Source organism: Nonomuraea sp. NPDC049784 (assembly GCF_040659615.1).
Taxonomy (GTDB): Bacteria; Actinomycetota; Actinomycetes; order Streptosporangiales; family Streptosporangiaceae; genus Nonomuraea.
This window is the reverse complement of sequence record NZ_JBFAMX010000232.1, coordinates 1-15,355: the sequence shown is the minus strand read 5'-3', so window position 1 is coordinate 15,355 and position 15,355 is coordinate 1. Positions and strand designations below refer to the sequence as shown.

The 15,355-nt window shown below is 67.3% G+C and carries 14 protein-coding genes and 1 pseudogene; 4 read left to right on the top strand and 11 right to left on the bottom strand.

Annotated features, from left to right (window positions below; translation table 11 throughout):
• Positions 1–153 precede the first annotated feature (153 nt).
• Both AB0J09_RS34875 and AB0J09_RS34870 read left to right on the top strand, forming a co-directional pair.
• Positions 154–468, top strand: coding sequence for an antibiotic biosynthesis monooxygenase (locus AB0J09_RS34875; protein WP_360700303.1), 315 nt, complete (start codon positions 154–156; stop codon positions 466–468).
• Positions 465–1,649, top strand: coding sequence for an amidohydrolase (locus AB0J09_RS34870; RefSeq protein ID WP_360700300.1), 1,185 nt, complete (start codon positions 465–467; stop codon positions 1,647–1,649). Before AB0J09_RS34875 ends, AB0J09_RS34870 begins: the two co-directional genes overlap by 4 nt.
• Positions 1,650–1,988: 339 nt before the next feature.
• Here AB0J09_RS34870 and AB0J09_RS34865 read toward each other — a convergent pair whose 3' ends face one another.
• The gene (locus AB0J09_RS34865; protein ID WP_360700309.1) at positions 1,989–2,924 is read right to left on the bottom strand and encodes a TniQ family protein; all 936 of its coding nucleotides are present in this window, start codon (positions 2,922–2,924) and stop codon (positions 1,989–1,991) included.
• Positions 2,925–3,233: 309 nt separating this feature from the next.
• On the opposite strand from AB0J09_RS34865, the gene AB0J09_RS34860 reads away from it, so the two are divergent.
• Complete coding sequence (locus tag AB0J09_RS34860) at positions 3,234–4,070, top strand: S1 RNA-binding domain-containing protein (RefSeq protein ID WP_360700297.1); 837 nt, start codon at positions 3,234–3,236, stop codon at positions 4,068–4,070.
• Here the strand turns inward: AB0J09_RS34860 and AB0J09_RS34855 are convergent.
• From AB0J09_RS34855 to AB0J09_RS34820, 8 genes and pseudogenes are all read right to left on the bottom strand, one after another.
• Complete coding sequence (locus AB0J09_RS34855; RefSeq protein WP_360700294.1) at positions 4,033–4,419, bottom strand: hypothetical protein; 387 nt, start codon at positions 4,417–4,419, stop codon at positions 4,033–4,035. The genes AB0J09_RS34860 and AB0J09_RS34855 overlap by 38 nt on opposite strands.
• A gap of 102 nt (positions 4,420–4,521) precedes the next feature.
• Positions 4,522–5,805 (bottom strand): TniQ family protein, encoded by a 1,284-nt coding sequence (locus AB0J09_RS34850; RefSeq protein WP_360700291.1) that lies wholly within the window; start codon positions 5,803–5,805, stop codon positions 4,522–4,524.
• Positions 5,802–6,398, bottom strand: a complete 597-nt coding sequence (locus tag AB0J09_RS34845; protein ID WP_360700288.1) for a hypothetical protein — start codon at positions 6,396–6,398, stop codon at positions 5,802–5,804. Before AB0J09_RS34845 ends, AB0J09_RS34850 begins: the two co-directional genes overlap by 4 nt.
• Before the next feature lie 1,011 nt (positions 6,399–7,409).
• A pseudogene (locus tag AB0J09_RS34840) lies at positions 7,410–7,937 on the bottom strand (DUF6262 family protein); the annotation flags it as partial.
• Between the two features lie 63 nt (positions 7,938–8,000).
• The gene (locus AB0J09_RS34835; RefSeq protein WP_360700285.1) at positions 8,001–10,625 is read right to left on the bottom strand and encodes a site-specific integrase; all 2,625 of its coding nucleotides are present in this window, start codon (positions 10,623–10,625) and stop codon (positions 8,001–8,003) included.
• A complete protein-coding gene (locus AB0J09_RS34830) occupies positions 10,622–11,707 on the bottom strand; it encodes a tyrosine-type recombinase/integrase (RefSeq protein ID WP_360700282.1) in 1,086 nt (361 codons plus the stop codon). The genes AB0J09_RS34835 and AB0J09_RS34830 overlap by 4 nt, the downstream gene beginning before the upstream one ends.
• A 43-nt stretch (positions 11,708–11,750) precedes the next feature.
• Positions 11,751–12,521: a hypothetical protein gene (locus AB0J09_RS34825; RefSeq protein ID WP_360700279.1), complete on the bottom strand. Its 771-nt coding sequence runs from the start codon at positions 12,519–12,521 to the stop codon at positions 11,751–11,753.
• Positions 12,518–13,096 (bottom strand): Mu transposase C-terminal domain-containing protein, encoded by a 579-nt coding sequence (locus AB0J09_RS34820; protein WP_360700306.1) that lies wholly within the window; start codon positions 13,094–13,096, stop codon positions 12,518–12,520. The genes AB0J09_RS34825 and AB0J09_RS34820 overlap by 4 nt, the downstream gene beginning before the upstream one ends.
• A gap of 320 nt (positions 13,097–13,416) precedes the next feature.
• Between AB0J09_RS34820 and AB0J09_RS34815 the strand changes: the two genes are divergently transcribed.
• Complete coding sequence (locus tag AB0J09_RS34815; protein ID WP_360700276.1) at positions 13,417–13,914, top strand: DUF4265 domain-containing protein; 498 nt, start codon at positions 13,417–13,419, stop codon at positions 13,912–13,914.
• 171 nt (positions 13,915–14,085) lie between these two features.
• Here the strand turns inward: AB0J09_RS34815 and AB0J09_RS34810 are convergent, their stop codons facing one another.
• On the bottom strand, positions 14,086–14,679 hold the full coding sequence (locus AB0J09_RS34810) for a DUF6262 family protein (protein WP_360700273.1): 594 nt from the start codon (positions 14,677–14,679) through the stop codon (positions 14,086–14,088).
• Positions 14,676–15,272 carry a hypothetical protein gene (locus AB0J09_RS34805; RefSeq protein WP_360700270.1) on the bottom strand — a complete coding sequence of 199 codons (597 nt, stop codon included), beginning with the start codon at positions 15,270–15,272 and terminating at the stop codon, positions 14,676–14,678. The genes AB0J09_RS34810 and AB0J09_RS34805 overlap by 4 nt, the downstream gene beginning before the upstream one ends.
• Between the last annotated feature and the right edge of the window lie 83 nt (positions 15,273–15,355).

The following is a 15,355-nucleotide window of genomic DNA, read 5'->3' as shown; positions in this document are numbered from 1 at the left end:
CTCACCCGCGGCGGTCGACGTCCACTGCTGGTTCGACTGACCGTTGCAGTCCCAGATCTGCACCTGCGTGCCGTTGGTCTGCGAAGAGTTCGGGATCCAGGATCTCGCCGCCGCCGAGACCGCGCTCCACCTGCTCGAACAGGAGGCCAACCGATGATCGCCCGCACCTGGAACGGCCGCGTCCCCGCGCAGCACGCCGACGGCTTCGAGCGCCACCTCCTGGCGACGGGCGTCGCCGAGGCCTTGGCCCTCTCCGGTTGCCTCGGCGCGGACGTGCTGCGCGCCGAGGCGGAAGAGCACGTCGACTTCCGCCTCGTCACCTTCTGGCGGTCCTGGGAGGCGGTCCTGTCCTTCGCGGGCGCCGAGCCCGGCAGGGCCGTCCTCTACCCCGGCGACGAGGAGTACGGGCTCATCCCCTCGCTCGTCGTCGAACATCACCATGTCGCTCACAGGAGCCCAGGACAGTGAACGTCGCCATCACCGGTGGACATGTCGTCCCCGTCGAGGGTGCCCCGATCGACGGGGGCACCGTGCTGATCGCCGGAGGCCGCATCGTCGCCGTCGGCCCTGCCGCAGGCGTCCCTGTTCCTGCGGGAACGCCCGTGCTCGACGCGCGCGGGCAGTGGGTGCTGCCGGGCTTCGTCGAGGCGCACGCGCACCTGGGCATCGGGGAGGAGGGCGAAGGCGACCTCGGCGAGGACCTCAACGAGAAGGGCGAGCGCGACGGCGCCCGCCTGCGGGCCCTCGACGGTATCAACCCCGCCGACCTCGGGTTCATCGACGCCCTGTCGGGAGGCGTCACCACGGCCGTTATCCTGCCCGGCTCCGCCAACCCCATCGGCGGCCAGGCCGTCGCCGTGAAGACCTGGGGTCGCACCGCCGACGAGATGGTCCTGCGCGACCCGGTCGGTGTGAAGAGCGCGCTCGGTGAGAACCCCAAACGGTCGTACGAGGGCTCGACCAGGATGGGCACCGCAGCGGCGATCCGCGACGCCTTCGTACGGGCGCGCGAGTACCGGGGCAGGCGCGATCCCTTCGACCCAGGGTTGGAGGTGCTCGTCAGGGTGCTCGACCGCGAGCTGCCCTGGCTCCAGCACGTCCACCGGGCCGATGACATCGCCACCGCCGTACGGCTGGCCGAGGAGTTCGGCTACCGCCTGGTCGTCAACCATGGCACGGAGGCCCACCTCCTGGGCGACCTGCTGGCCGAGCGCGACATCCCGGTGGTCAGCGGTCCACTGATCGGTACCAGGTCCAAGGTCGAGTTGCGGCACCGCACGCTGCGCAATCCAGGCATGCTGGCCGCCGCCGGCGTGCGGGTGGCGATCACCACCGACCACTCCGTCGTCCCGATCCACTTCCTCGTTCACCAGGCAACCTTCGCGATCAAGGAGGGACTCGACCGTGACACCGCGCTACGCGCCATCACCACCACTCCCGCCGCGATCATGGGCCTCGACGACCGGGTGGGCGCGTTGCGGCCGGGCCTGGACGGTGACGTGGTGCTGTGGTCGGGCGACCCGCTCGACGTGATGAGCCGCGCGCTGCGGGTTCTGATCAGCGGGCGGGAGGTCTACCGCTATGACCTCGGGAGGGCTTCTTCCCCAGGACGTGACAACCAGATGATTCCGCACGTCAGCGATCAGTAGAGCAGCGCTATCGGGTGATACGGGGGTCGTGGCGGCCGGCCGTGGCCAGGGGAGTTCCGGACCGCATTGCCGGACTCAGGGTTGGCGGCGTCGCAGAGCCGGTGAGAACGGCGTCACCGTGACGCCGTTCTCACCGGATCGTGATCCCGAATTGTCCTCATATAGCCGGGCGGGCAGAAGTATGCAACCAGGGCATTGTCCCCGATTGTGCTCGGGTGGAGACTCGGCGCTGGCACTCGTAGGAGGTGCTCGGACGCGAGGAGGGGCGCAGGGGCGAACGCAGCTGCAGCTGGGCGATTACGCCCTGGAGGTCGAGCCGATGACCCAGCGGTCCAAGACTCACCTGTGCCACAGCTGGGAGCACATCGACCTTGCCGCCACCAACGCCGTCCGCGGAGCTACCCCGAAGCGGCCGACCGGCCCAGCCCGGTCCACCGTGCCCCGCGTTTCTGCAGCCACCGCGCGTCGGCCATCGGGAGACATCGCCTCCAGCAGTGACAGAACCTCCGGCACCCCCAGCCGGACCAGCACCGCCACCGCCTTCAAGGCTGTGAACCACTGCCTGGCACTCACCACTTGGCCTGCGATCAACGCAGGCCGGCGGCGCGTCGCCACCTCAAGCACAAGTTGTTGCTTATCGGCGAGTTGGTTGCTCACCGTACTCGTGCTGATCTGTGGGATCGGTTGATCGCATACGGCCCCGCTGAGGAGCGCGCCGCATCGCATAGGGGCTGGCATCCGTGAGCGAGACAGACGCGCAGGCTGGCCGGCCGGGCCCCGTCGCACAGAAACGCGGCATCTCGGGCAGAGATCCACCAGCAGCGTCCGATGCGCGGGACAGATCGCCGCCCAGCTCAGTTTCCACCAGCCCAGCCACGCTCCGTTCGAAGCCGCCAGGCACTTCGGGCATGCCCGGCTGCCGAAGAGCTGCGCCCACTCACGGGTCTCTGCACGGCGGACTGACTCCTTGTCGCCCACGCGGACGCCTGCCAGGTCCACGGCCGAGCCGTCGAACATCTCCAGGTGCATCCCACGGACAATCTCGGCGCTCACACCTGTAGCAGCCTCGATCGCCCTGCATGTCTCCGGCGTCGTGACGACCCCGTACGCCAGTGCACGAACGTCACTCGACGCGCGTACATCAAGCCCCAACGCCTCGGCGATCGTCCAGGGCGGGGATCCGTTCCGCAGGGCCATCCGATCGACCCACGACGCGAAGGACTCGCCGTACGCCGGTGCCACCACCAACGCCAGCCGACGGGGCCATACCGTCATCATTTCCCTGGCCGAACCTCCTGCGATACACGCGCCTACTGACATCTCCGATGGGCCTACTGCCAGGTCCACTGACATCCCTGGTGCCGTACTGACATCTGCAAGGCCGTCAGACACTGGCTGTCTGGACGCGGCGAAGATGACAGTAAGTCCTGCTCCTGGCCTGGGCACTGTCACTTCGATCGATGTCGAAATGCCAGTGCTTGGGTCATCGAAGTTGACAGTACGCAGCCGAAGATCAGGTGTCATCAATATGCGTCGATTGGGCGCTGGGGCTTCAGGGCTCGAAGCTGGCCTAGCCTTGGAGCCATGGCGATCGTGGAGGAGGAACCATCCCTCGCTGCATTTCTGGGGACCGTGAACGTCGGTGATGTCCTCACCGGAACCGTCGCAGAAATGACGCGATCGGGAACGACTGTGCTTCTTGACGCCTTCTCCCGCGCTCCAGTCGGCATCATCGGCGCGCTCGATCTTTCCTGGCGATCCTTCGGGCGCTCGGCTGCTGACATCCTTGAAGTCGGAGGCCGGGTCTCTGCCGAGGTGATCGCCGTTGATCTCGGAAAGCGCCGGGTTCGGCTCTCGCGGTCCGCGACCGAAAACCCCCAGCTATGGGCCTATCTGAAGGCGCTGCGTCCGGGCCAGCGGTTGTCCGGCACCGTGGCGGCCATCGAAAGCTTCGGCATCTTCGTCGATCTGGACGACGGACCTGGCCATCCTGTCTTCCCCGGCGTCGGCTTCATCACCATGCCGGAGCTGTCCTGGAACCGCTTCGAGGACCCATTCGAGGTCGTCTCCTTGGGAGAGCGCATCACCTGCGAAGTCATCGTCTTCGACACCCACAATGGCGAAGCCCGCCTATCCCTGCGCGCCACTCAACCCGACCCGTTCCAGCAGTTCGCGCGCCGCGCTCACGTCGGCCAGATCCTGCACGGCCCGGTCACCAAAGTGATGCTCTTTGGTGTCTTCGTCCGCGTGGCAGACGGCGTCGAAGGTCTGATCCACCTCAGCGAACTTACCGCCCCGACGCCCGAGCCATCAGGCGACGAGATTCAGATCGGCGACGAGGTCACCGTGATCATCATCGAGATCGACACGCTGCGGCGTCGGCTCACCCTGTCTCGCCGATCGTCCGGGAAGAATCACTAGCGTCCGACGCCCCCCGGACAGCGAGAAACTCGTCCAGCAGCGTGAAGAGGACCTCGACCACCTTGGCCTCTTCATCACGAGTCAGTTCCCACTGCCCACACCTCTCAAGGAGAGCGATGTGGCGCACCTGGCCAGCCCAGCCGTGACCGCACTCCTGGCCCCGCCGAGCCACCAGCCACTCCCGCCAGCCGCTCAGGCCCGGACCTCCATGACGCAGCGCGTGATGATCATAACCGTCCAGAAAACCTTCAATCCCAGCAAGCCTCGACCCCACCACGAACATGCCCAACCGCTCGGCCACGAAGGCGAAGTATTCGCGTTCGCTCATTCTCGCCAGGTCCGCCGCCACCGAATTCCCTCCTGTCACGCCAGCCGCTTGATCATGAGGGCAATTATCGCTGGGATGTGGGGTTCCATCTCCGGTGGGCGTAACGCAAACCCCCTCAATGTGTCACTGGAGAGACGATCGGACGGCCGCGACAGTCTGCCAGGGACGTAGCCCTTCGCCGGCCAGGAGCAGCGCGGCCTCGGGCAGGTCCAGGTCGTCGACGGTCTCGGCCGGGTGCAGGTGATGAGGAGCGCCGGGTTCCCAAAGGGCGAGCGGTTTGAGCAGCGCTGGGTCGACGTATCTGATCTTGAGGTGATTGAGGACCCGGTTGGTGATCGTGGTGGGGTGATAGTAGTCGCAATATTCGTGCCAGAGGGTGCCGGCCCAGGGGTCGTAGCGGCGTTGGTCCATGAAGTAGCGCAGCGCGTCCAGCAGGCTGTCGGTGAAGCTGAGTTCGTCGATGATGAGCATCGCAGCGGCGCTGAGCAGCGGTCCGGGCTGGTAGGAGAGCAGGTCGCCGCAGCGTTCGCGGGCGGTGGGTCCGGCGGTGAGGGCGAGTTGGTCGCGCAGGTGGCAGAACTCGTGGAAGGTCCACCAGAGGTGGACGTCGGTGTCGGCGGGGAGCATCTCCGGGGTGCCGAAATAGATCGCCAGGCGGAATAGCAGCTCATAGAGGTCCCCGAACGCCTTAATGGGTTCGATGGGGCCATCGCGTGGGCGGCGTAGCCGAGCCAGGAGGTCCTGCTGGATGCGCAGCAATCTCTCGCTTCCGACAGCCTGGCAGGGGAGCTGGGCGAGTTGCTGCCGGCAGTTGCGGGCGCCGACGATGCGCCCCTGCGGGCCGAACGGTCCGTTGCATTCGCGCCGGTAGCGGGGGGTGTCGCCGACGCTGATCCGGGTGTGGCAGCTCGGGCACCAGCCGACCAGATAGACGCGATGCTGGGGGCAGACCACGCAGGGCAGCAGGTGCCAGGCGATGCGCCAGATCGGGTCGGGCCCGGCCAGGCAGCGGGGGCAGACGGCAGCGGTCTCTAGGCGCCAGGGCCAGGGCCGGGTGCTGGTGTTGCCGGTCCAGCTGTAGGTGATGAACTGACCGCCCTGACCGAACAGCGCCATGCGCATCATGGCGCGGGCGCGCAGCCCGGTGGCATCGCGCAGGTTCTCGAAGACGTACTCGCCGTCGAAGATGGTGAGAAAGTCCTCGCCCAGGGTGTAGCGCTGCGGGGTGTAGGGAGGCAGGCCGAGCAGGGACGCGATGGTGTCGCGGTGACTGTGCTGAGCCTCGACCAGGCGAAAGAACCAGGAGTGGAAGGCCTCGCCGTCTGCCGGCGGCGGCACCAGGGCCAGCCGACGCGGCGGCGGCCGGTCCGGTTGCCGCTCCTCGAGTTCGAGGTGATGCCGGATCATCCGGTGCTCGCGTCCTGGCCGGAGGCGGGCGGCGCTTTCTTGGTGCGGCGCCGTGCAGCGGCCTGGCGGCGGGCTTTGGTCTTGGCGTAGTCGACCTCGTCGTCGTGGCCGAGCACCACGCTGTCCATGATGTCGCGGGTGAGCGCTTCGACGCCGGTGTCCATCGCTATGTGAGCGGCCTCTTTGAACAGCATGGCCAGCGAGCCGATGTAGCCGGAAGTGCGTTCGTGCAGGTAGCGCCAGTGATGCAGGGTCAAATCGTCAGGTGAGTGATCGAGCAGGATCAGGTTGCCTTCGAAGTGGCGCACCAGGGACATCCAGGTGCGCTGCTGCTCGCGGGTGGTGATCGTGAGCGGAGCCAGGTGTTGCAGGTCGGCGAAGCGCGAGCCGAACTGGCCGGCTCGGCCGCGCTCATGCCCGCCCGGGGCGGTGCCGGCCTTGCCCGGGCGGGTGCGGGGCGGGGCGCCATCGGTGAACAGGTTGCCCTGCTCCAGCAGGATCCCGGCGCCGACGATGGTGACCGCGGCGTGGTTGGCCAGGTTCTTGATGTGGTCGTTGGTCTCCTGGCCGCCGTCGCGGATCTTGTCCAGCATGTGCAGGTCATCCAGTTTACCGACCGCAGGGAGTCCATAGATGGCCTTCGACCTGCGGTGATACGTAGCTTACATGTTCTCGATGGAAGATCAAGAGGGTTCGGGAAGATCGCCTGGTGTGGTACTTCGACCGGGTGCAGACTGTCGCTGATCTTGTGTGACTCCCTGGATGCGGGGAGGGGGAAAGGGTCGCGTTGATCGTTGCGGCCTTCTTTGGGAGAATGGCTGCTATGACTTCGAACCGACGAAAGGCCTGTGGCGCGTAGACGGCCAGGCCAGGTGCGCGCGAACCTGCCGCGCAGGCTCCGCCCAGGACAGGGCAGGAAGATTGTTTCTGGGGTCTCGGCGCGTGCGCAGAGCGAGATCGCCAGGTTGGAGAGTGCGCGTCTGTGGCCGGGCGCCATCGCCGATGCGGTGGCGCGTTGGGCTGGGACCGTTCACGGGCCAGCTCGCCAGTTGACGGATCCGGTGGTTCGTGGCTGCGGAGTTGATGCGTGCTGCCCCTTCGACGCTCATCCTCGAGGGGTGCTGGAGCAGGCCCTGTGTGGGCTTCCGGCCGGCGCGTCGCGGGAACTCCGGCAGCAGGTTCAGCCGCTTGATGAGCTCTACTGTTCCCGCACGATCGTGGACTCCGATGCCGATCCGTCCCAACCATGGTGGTTGAGGAGATGCTGAACCTCGGACGGGGGGATGCCTCGTAAACGCCCTTCCGTCCTCCGGCCAGGGTCAGGCTGCTGCCTGCGGTGCGGCACCCGGCAGGATTACTGCGAACGTTATGATGCAGCGCTTTGTGTCCTGTGTGACGAGTGGCGTGAGGGTGTCTGCGGTGACCTCGGGTGCACCTACTGCCGAGACCGGCCCGCGCGACCAAGCCTGGCGCGAGATCATGCCCCCGCTGAGCCTGCCTTGCGCCGGGCAGCCCGGCTGGCCAGCCGACGGGTCCTGCGACACCGGCTGAAAGGCCCGGCCACCGGGTGGTGATCGGGCCTGTCAGGTCGGAGCCTCGTCGGGCTACTTGCCGGTCGTAGGGTCGAGGAACTGGGCTTCAAGGTCGGCGATGCGCCGGTCCTGGAACCGCATATTCGATCGTGCGGCTTTGAGCCGCTCGTCCAGGGTCCGGTTGTCGGTGGTGAGTTGCCGTACTCGCTGCTTGAGGGTGGTGTTCTCGGTGGTGATGCGCTGGATGGCCTCCTGGGTCCACTCGGCTTCGATGTCGCGGATCTGGCCGAGGAGTTCGCCGATGCGGGCTCGCTGCTGGAGGATCTCGGTGTGGGTGGCCTTCAGCGCGTCTTCAGCGTTGAGGGCGCGTTCCCGCCAGGTCGCCTCCTGCTCGGCTTCGCGGCTGGCCGCGTCTTGTGCTCGTCGTGCCCCGATGTCGGCCATCGCCTCTGCCAAGGCTGCTCTGGCCTGCGGGTTGGTGTAAAGGAAGGTGCGGGAGACGGCCGCTCGCCTGGCGACAGCGGCCACGGTGAGCGATGTCTTCTCGCGCCGCATCTGGGCGAGGCTCTCGTGAACACGGCCGAGAGCGGCCTGTGCGCTGGTGCGACGAGCCGCGAGAGCGGCTGCGGTCTGTGGCTCGACCCGGCCGCCGCTGTCGGCCGTTTACGCGTTCACCTGTGCGCGCTCGGCGTGCTCGGCTTCGTCCCCGTTGTCGTACTGATCGTTGTGGCCCCCGGCTGCTGCCAGGTCGGAGGCCAGGAACGCGGTGCTCCAGACGCGGTGGAAGTAGTCCTGGGGTTTGCGCAGGTCCAGGGCGAGGGCGTCGTCGAGCAATCCGAGGCCGGACAGTGCCTTCTCCAGCCCGTCGATCGCGCGGGCGGTGGGTTCGAAGTGGGCGTGCAGGTAGGTGGCGGTAGCGTCGTCGGGGGCTCCCTCGGCCAGTAGCCGCCACTGCTCGCGTTTCCGCTGCCAATACAGCAGGTCAGCACCGGACATGACGAACTTGTCGCAGTTGTGGCAGTCCATGTTCCACGGACAGGCGCCACCGTCGACGACCGCCTGGAAGGTGCAGAACCCACCCTCAGCTGGGGTGCTGCGCCTGGCGAGATCGACCGCGATGGCCTGCGCCTGTTCCCGGGTGAGCGGTGCGGCGGATTCACCGGACAGCAGCTCGCCAGGGTTGGCAGTGCCGGGCCCTGCGACCCAGACGTGCTGCAGTACGTTTTCCAGATCCGAATGGGACAAATGGACATAATGCTCCGCCATTCGCTCACTGACCTGGCCCAGATACCGGCGGATGTGGGTCAGGGTCGCGCCTTGGCGCAGCAGGTTGGTGGCCAGAGTGTGCCTGGCCTGATGCGCGACGTAGTGGCCGATGTCGAGCTCGCCGAGCCAGAGGCGGAAGGACCGGTTGAACCACATGTAGGACAGTGATGTCCTTCCGTCGGGGTTGCGGTAGGTGCTGGAGAACAGCGCCAGCCCGGCCCGTTCCTCGCCAGCAGGGCGGCGGCCGTGCTGGGCGGTGAAGCGGTCCAGGGTCTTGTGCTGCCGCTCGGCGAGGATGTCGTAGAGGCGGTCAGGTATCCGGATCGCGGCGTCGTAGTTGCCGACCTTGGTCTGGTCGTGCCAGAACATAGCTAGCCCGCCGTAGCGGCCGATGCACCCCCACCGTACTTTGAGGACCTCGTTGACACGCCGTCCGGTGATGACGATGGTCTCCCAGACATCGCGCAGGCCACGGTCTTCGGGGTCGTAGAGCTGGGCGAGCTTGGCCAGGTTGGCTTCGTCGGCCAGGGCGCGGGCGACCTCGTCGGGGAAGGGCCGGCGGGCGCGGAGCGGGGCGCCTCCGGCGGCGGGCATCGCGGTGATGAACTCGCGGTCCAGGCCGAGCCGGTCAGCCGTTCCGGACTCCAGGGCGTCGCGCAGGAGCTTGCGGACTCCGTTGGCGACCACGGACCGGGTGTTGGCGCTCACGATGGAGGCTTCCCCGTCCGAGCCCTTCATCGCCAGCGACGCCAACCCCTTACGTTCGCGATGCCGCTGGTCGGCCACGAACCGCTGAGCGTGTTCGACGCGCAGTTCCGCTGGGTCATGGCCGCCGCCGGGCGCGTCGATTTCAAGGAAGGCGCTCAGCTCGGTGGCTGCCCGCCGGACGGCGTCGACCGGCACGCGTGTGCGTGGGCAGTGAGGCGAACGGAAGAGATCGGACAGATAGTCCCAGAGCAGATCTCGCAGCCAGCGTTGGGAGATGGGGGTCAGGTCGACGTGGCTGGCGGCGTAGGGGAAGCGGACCCCGAAGTGCTCGGACTCGATGAAGCCAGCGTCCCGGGTCTCCGACGGGGTGAAGTAGATCAGCCGTAGGTGGTGGAGCATCGTCTTGACAATGGCCCCGTGAAATCGAGGGAAGTCGGCAAGATCCAGATCGGTGAGTGACCCGGCGTCACGTTCCCGGGCACGGTTGGCCATCCGCTGGATCCAGTCCAGGTCCCAGCGGCTGTGCCGTTCGTGCTGCGTGTGCGCGAACAGAGTCCACTGGATCTCCGCCCGCAGCAGGGGCCGTAGTCCTCGCAGGTTGATCTGCCCCGGCCGCGGCGCGGGGTCCGTGGTCGCGCACCATGCCCGAAACGCCGACCCATCGATGTAGGAGACAGGGGCGCGTTCCCCGAATCTCTCGTAGGCATGCCACCACTTGGGCGGCAGAACTGCGCCCCCCGGTCGGCCGTGTCTCTTGTATCGGAACCGATGCCAGGAGCACAGTCCCAGCGGGGAGTCCGCCGCGTCGGGGCAGACTGCGACCGCGCATTTTCCGTAGCCCGCGCAGGGCGTCTGGTCGCTGACCCACTTCTCGAAGCCCAGGGACGGGTTGCGCGGTGAGACGTAGTACTTCCAGGACTGATGGTGACGGCGACACAGACCCAGGTCGCTGTGGGGCGAGGCTGGACGCTCCGGGCAGATCCGGCAGGGCGCACCAGTCGCCCGCTCGACCGGCCCAAGGGGTTCGGCGACGGTGAGGAACTCCGCCTTGCCCATCCCACTATCTCGTTCCTGCACCCATTGCAGACGATGAGTCGAGCACACATCAGTACCGCTCGCGCGTGCCCGTTCGCACTTCTCGACGACGCATTCCCACCGGTAGACGGGGTGGCCGAACGGGACCTTGACGATGTCGGGCCGGTAGATCGGGTCGAAGGACGGTCTGCTGATCAGCGCGGTGAGGATCTCCAGGCGATCGCGGCCAACCCGGTCGGGTCGGTCCTGATAGAGCGGCAGCAGCGACTTGGCGATCATCGATCCTCACCCCAGACCGCGCGCAGCGCCGCGTCGAAAGCGACGTCGTGCACGTCGACGTGGGCGTAGATTTCATCGACCACCGCAGTGGACGCCCACCCGCCGGCGTCACGCGCGATGAGCAGGTCACCGCCCGAAGCATCCAAGATGGCACTGGTGAAGCTGTGCCGAAATTGATGGGGTCTGACCAGGCCCAGATCCGCGCGTTTCCCGGCCCGCTCCAGCATCCGGCGGGCGCCGACTGTCGCCCACGGCTGGCTGTGGTTGCGGCCGTGCAGTTGGACCAGCAGCATCCCGTGCCGGGCCCTGCCACGAGGGTACTCAGTCGTCATGTAGTCGAAGTAGGTGTGCACCATCGCCGGGCTGACCCGTTTGATCAGCCCGCCGGTCACCGTCCCGTCCTCAAGACGCCACGGGTACTTGGTCTTGGCCGCCGCCTCGTTGTGGTTGCCGGGCCGGTGGCAGACATGGACGTGCGGAGTGCGGCACTGCCCGCACGCTGCCCCGTCCCGCAGATGCAGATCTACCAGGTGAAGACCGCAGAACTCTCCGATCCGCAGGCCCCCGTCGGCCAGCCAGGTCACCGTCATGCGATCGCGGGCGCTGTTCACCGAGGCCAGCAGCTTCTCCCTGGCCCCGTCCGGCAGCATCTTCGGGTGCCGGCGATGCGGACCCCGCGGGCCCAGCGGGTTCGCCGGCATCTGGGTCTTCACGTGCCCCAGGAACGAGCGGCGGCGGTCCGCCCGAGACGGCAGCCGGGTACTGCTGAGGGCCCTGCCGAGGTCACCGTTGACCCCGAGGGAGGCTTGGTGCAGGTAGAAACCCTTCAGACAGGCCGCTGCCGTCGACAGCGCGTCATGGCCGTACGGACGTTTGCCGACCCGCCACGGCTCACCCAGCGGCATCGCGACCTCGGCGCCGACGATGCCCATGTACCGTTCGAGATCCCGCAACGTCACCACGTCGAGGCCCATGCACTCGCGGTCCAGCCACCGCAGATGGTCGACCAGCAGGTAGGCGTAGGTCCGCTGGGTGCCCGACCCTTCATATCGGCGCAGGAACCTGTCTGCCGCCTGATGCACCGCCCCCTCCGGCCACACGATCGTCCATGACCGGAGCCCGTCCTTACGTGTCAGCTTCTGAACTCTGAGCTGACTGATCACAATCTGCCGAGCCACATGCCCTCCGTACCAGTACCCGCGAACATGGCGGACGTTCCGAACCAAGTCGGTAAATGATCGCGAAACGCCCTGGAACGCAGGCCGGACGGACATCAAGGACAGACTGAAGAGCGGTCGGTAAATCCAGGAGCAGCAGTTCGGTGCCGCAGGCCTCGATCGCATCCAGCACGGGATCGGTGAGGGTCCACTTCGTCGCGGTGCGGCCGGGGTTCGGGACGTGCAGGAACTTGCCGATGGCCTGCGACAGCATGCCCGCGGTCGCGCCGGTGCTGGCGCTGACATAGATCACCGGCACCCGGTCGCCGAGAAAGTCACCGCGGAAGTCGGCGGGTGACACTCCGGGGGTGGGGGCCAGGTCGGGGTGGCGGCGACGCCAGTCCAACTCGCACTCTTTGCCGATCAGCTTGAGCAGGGACGTTTTGCCGCAGTGCCCCGGCCCGTTGATGATCGCGCTGTGAAAGGTGGCGTCCTGGCTGTATCGGCCCTGCGTTAGCTTCGGCTTCAGCGCGGCCAGCACCCGCAGGACCTGCGGATGCTTGATGAACGGCGGGTTGGCGTTGCAGGATTTGCGCATCTCATCGAACGGGACCTGCCGGTCGGCGGCCCAGCTGTCGTACTCGCCGCGGCTGACCGGCTCCGGCCGGGGTGGTGCCGGACGGGCGCAGAACTCCCGCCACTGCTCCTTGGTGCGTGGCTGCGCGACACGCTTTCTCATGCGCGGTCCGGCCCCCGCGTTGTGCCGGGATCCCAGATCTCGAACTCCTCCAGCTCAGACAGGTCCACCACCGCGTCCTCCGCCGTCTTCTCCTCATCGGCGGGCGGGACCAGGGTCAGCGCCGGAGGCTCCTCCTGCTCACCGAACCGGGCGCGAGCTTGATCACGCTTGATGGCGCGCGCATCCTCGCGGGCCCGCACCAGCTCACGGCGAGTGCGCGCGGTCGCCGACTCGGGCGCGTCCATCCGCCGCTGCAGATCCACCAACGCCTCGGCGATCTCCTGCTGACTCGGCTCCCGCAACCCGCCGTCGCGCAGCAGTTTCCGGGCCTCTTCGACCATCCGCGCGGTGAACGGAATGGCCGGGTCCGGCAGATGCGTCCAGAACAGCACCTGCCAGGCGCCTTCGAGGAAGATGAACACCCGGCTGGGGTCGCCCGGGTTGTAGCGGATCGGCCACTTCCGGCCCTTGCCCGGGACCGGCGAGATCGCCCGCCGGTAGGTGCCTAGGATCGGGTCGTCGTAGATGAGGTAGTCGAGCTGCACCCCCTCCGGGTGGATCGTCCGGTACTCGATCGGCAGCCGCTTGCAGTAGTGATGACTGCGGCGGGCAGATGATGTAGCCGTAGCGGGCCACCATCAGGCTGTAGGCCTGGTTCGGCGACATCTCCAGCTCGGGGAACCCCGAGACGATCAGCCCGGAATGCACCCGGCGTTGATAGCCTCCTTTACCGACCGCAGGAGCTCGGATACCGGCTCTGAACTGCGACGATTCATAGAGTACATGTCCGCGACGATGACTCAACGCTCTTTGCTGTTCTTCTCGTCTTGGTGATGTCGCGCGGGAGCCCTGTCTCAGGGTTCCGTCCCCGCTGGTCCACGTGGATGATGGCGCGGTGACAAGCATCAGCGACGCCCACGTGAAGGTCCACTTCCGGATGGAGGTGGACGAGGACGGCTGGCCGCCCGCGAGCGTCGAGAGCCTGTGGGCACTGGACCTCGGCGACGGAACAGTGCGTCTCGACAACGCTCCGTGGTTCGTCCGCGGGGTAGCCAGCGGCGATGTTATCCGCGTGGACGTCGATGACGACGGCCTGCGCTGGGCCGGGGAGACCATTCGTCCCTCGCAGAACTGCACCATTCGGTTGATCGTGCTGAAGGACGGAGGTTCAGCTGCGGCCCGACAGACCGTGCTGGAGACCTTCCACCGGCTCGGCACCACCGGCGAGGGCATCGAGCAGTTCCGGATGGTCGCGCTGGACATCCCGCCGGAAGCGGACATCCAGCGAATCCGCAAGCTGTTGGAACACGGCGACGCGAAAGGTTGGTGGCACTGGGAAGAAGGATGTGTCACTGCTGCCTGGAGAGTCAGTGCAGGCACTGAGGACGATTGAGCGCCGCCAGGACGACTCGGGTCAGCGACCGGACGCGAGAGGGTGGGGAATTGTCTGGCGTTTGACATGGGCCGAATTGGCTGACCGTCGACAAGCCCGGCCGCCGGTAGGCGGCCGGGCTTCCGGACTGAGTCGGTGCCGGTCAGATGTGCTCGGTCGGAAGCGGCGACGTCACTGCTGAACTCCCGCTGAGGGGTCAGCGATCTGTGCTTCGAGGTCGGCCACGCGGCGGTCCTGGAAGCGCAGGTTCGAGCGGGCGGCCTTGAGGCGTTCGTCGAGGGTGCGGTTGTCGGTGGTGAGCTGGCGAACCCGCTGTTTGAGAGTGGTGTTCTCGGTGGTGATCCGCTGGATGGCTTCCTGGGTCCACTCGGCTTCCAAGTCGCGTATCTGGCCGAGGAGTTCGCCGATCCGGGTGCGCTGGGTGAGGATCTCGGTGTGGGCGGCCTTGAGGGCTTCCTCGGCGTTCAGCGCGCGTTCGCGCCAGGTCGCCTCACGCTCGTCGTCCTGTTCAGCGAGCGTGCGGGACCGGCGTTCGCGGGCCTGAGCCATCGCTGCGGTGACTGCGGCTCTGGCCTCGGCATTGTCGTAGAGGAAGGTGCGCGAGACGTCCGCTCGCCGGGCAACGGCAGCGGCACTGACCTGGGCTTTTTCGCGTCGGAGCCGGGCGATGGCCTGGTGGACGCGCTCAAGGGAGGCTTCGGTCTTGCGACGGCGGGCGGCCAGGGCCGCCGCGGTGCGGGGTTCGGGAACGGCGGCGGTGTTCATGCAGCGTCCTGTTCGGGGTCGTCGCCGTCGGCTGTGCACGTATCGCTGTACTCGCCTGGCTCGTCGCTGCCCGCGTCGGTGAGGTCGGTGGCGCGGAAGGCTGTGGACCACACGCGGTGGAAGTAGTCCTGGGGTTTGCGCAGGTCCAGGGCGAGGGCGTCGTCGAGAAGGCCGAGGCCGGCCAGGGCCTTCTCCAGGCCGTCGATGGCGCGGGCGGTGGGCTCGAAGTAGCGGTGGAGGTAGTCGGCGGTGGCGTCATCGGGGGCGCCCTCGGCCAGCAGCCGCCACTGCTCTCGCTTGCGCCGCCAGTAGAGGAGGTCAGCGCCGGACAGGACGAACTTGTCGCAGTTGTGGCAGTCGAGGTTCCAGGGGCAGGCGCCGCCGTCGACGACGGGCTGGAAGGTGCAGAACCCGCCCTCGGCCGGAGTGCGGCGGCGGGACAGGTCGATCGCGAGGGCCCGGGCCTGCTCACGGGTCAGCGGGTCGCCCGTGCCGGACAGGAGCTCACCGGGGCTGGCGGAGCCGGGCCCGGCGACCCATACCTGCTCCAGGACGCTATCGAGGTCGGACTGGGCAAGGTGTAATGGCACCATCGGGTATTAGAACTGTCCGAATGCCCTGCCATAGAGAGGTTTGGCAACGGCGTTCAGCATGGCGAGACAACAGGCAAGGCGAC

What these genes read in the sequence shown, in the direction of transcription:
- AB0J09_RS34875 (WP_360700303.1), top strand. Translation starts at nt 154, where the DNA reads ATGATCGCCCGCACCTGGAACGGCCGCGTCCCCGCGCAGCACGCCGAC.
- AB0J09_RS34865 (WP_360700309.1), bottom strand. Translation starts at nt 2,924, where the DNA reads ATGACGGTATGGCCCCGTCGGCTGGCGTTGGTGGTGGCACCGGCGTAC.
- AB0J09_RS34860 (WP_360700297.1), top strand. Translation starts at nt 3,234, where the DNA reads ATGGCGATCGTGGAGGAGGAACCATCCCTCGCTGCATTTCTGGGGACC.
- AB0J09_RS34850 (WP_360700291.1), bottom strand. Translation starts at nt 5,805, where the DNA reads ATGATCCGGCATCACCTCGAACTCGAGGAGCGGCAACCGGACCGGCCG.
- AB0J09_RS34845 (WP_360700288.1), bottom strand. Translation starts at nt 6,398, where the DNA reads ATGCTGGACAAGATCCGCGACGGCGGCCAGGAGACCAACGACCACATC.
- AB0J09_RS34835 (WP_360700285.1), bottom strand. Translation starts at nt 10,625, where the DNA reads ATGATCGCCAAGTCGCTGCTGCCGCTCTATCAGGACCGACCCGACCGG.
- AB0J09_RS34825 (WP_360700279.1), bottom strand. Translation starts at nt 12,521, where the DNA reads ATGAGAAAGCGTGTCGCGCAGCCACGCACCAAGGAGCAGTGGCGGGAG.
- AB0J09_RS34810 (WP_360700273.1), bottom strand. Translation starts at nt 14,679, where the DNA reads ATGAACACCGCCGCCGTTCCCGAACCCCGCACCGCGGCGGCCCTGGCC.
- AB0J09_RS34805 (WP_360700270.1), bottom strand. Translation starts at nt 15,272, where the DNA reads ATGGTGCCATTACACCTTGCCCAGTCCGACCTCGATAGCGTCCTGGAG.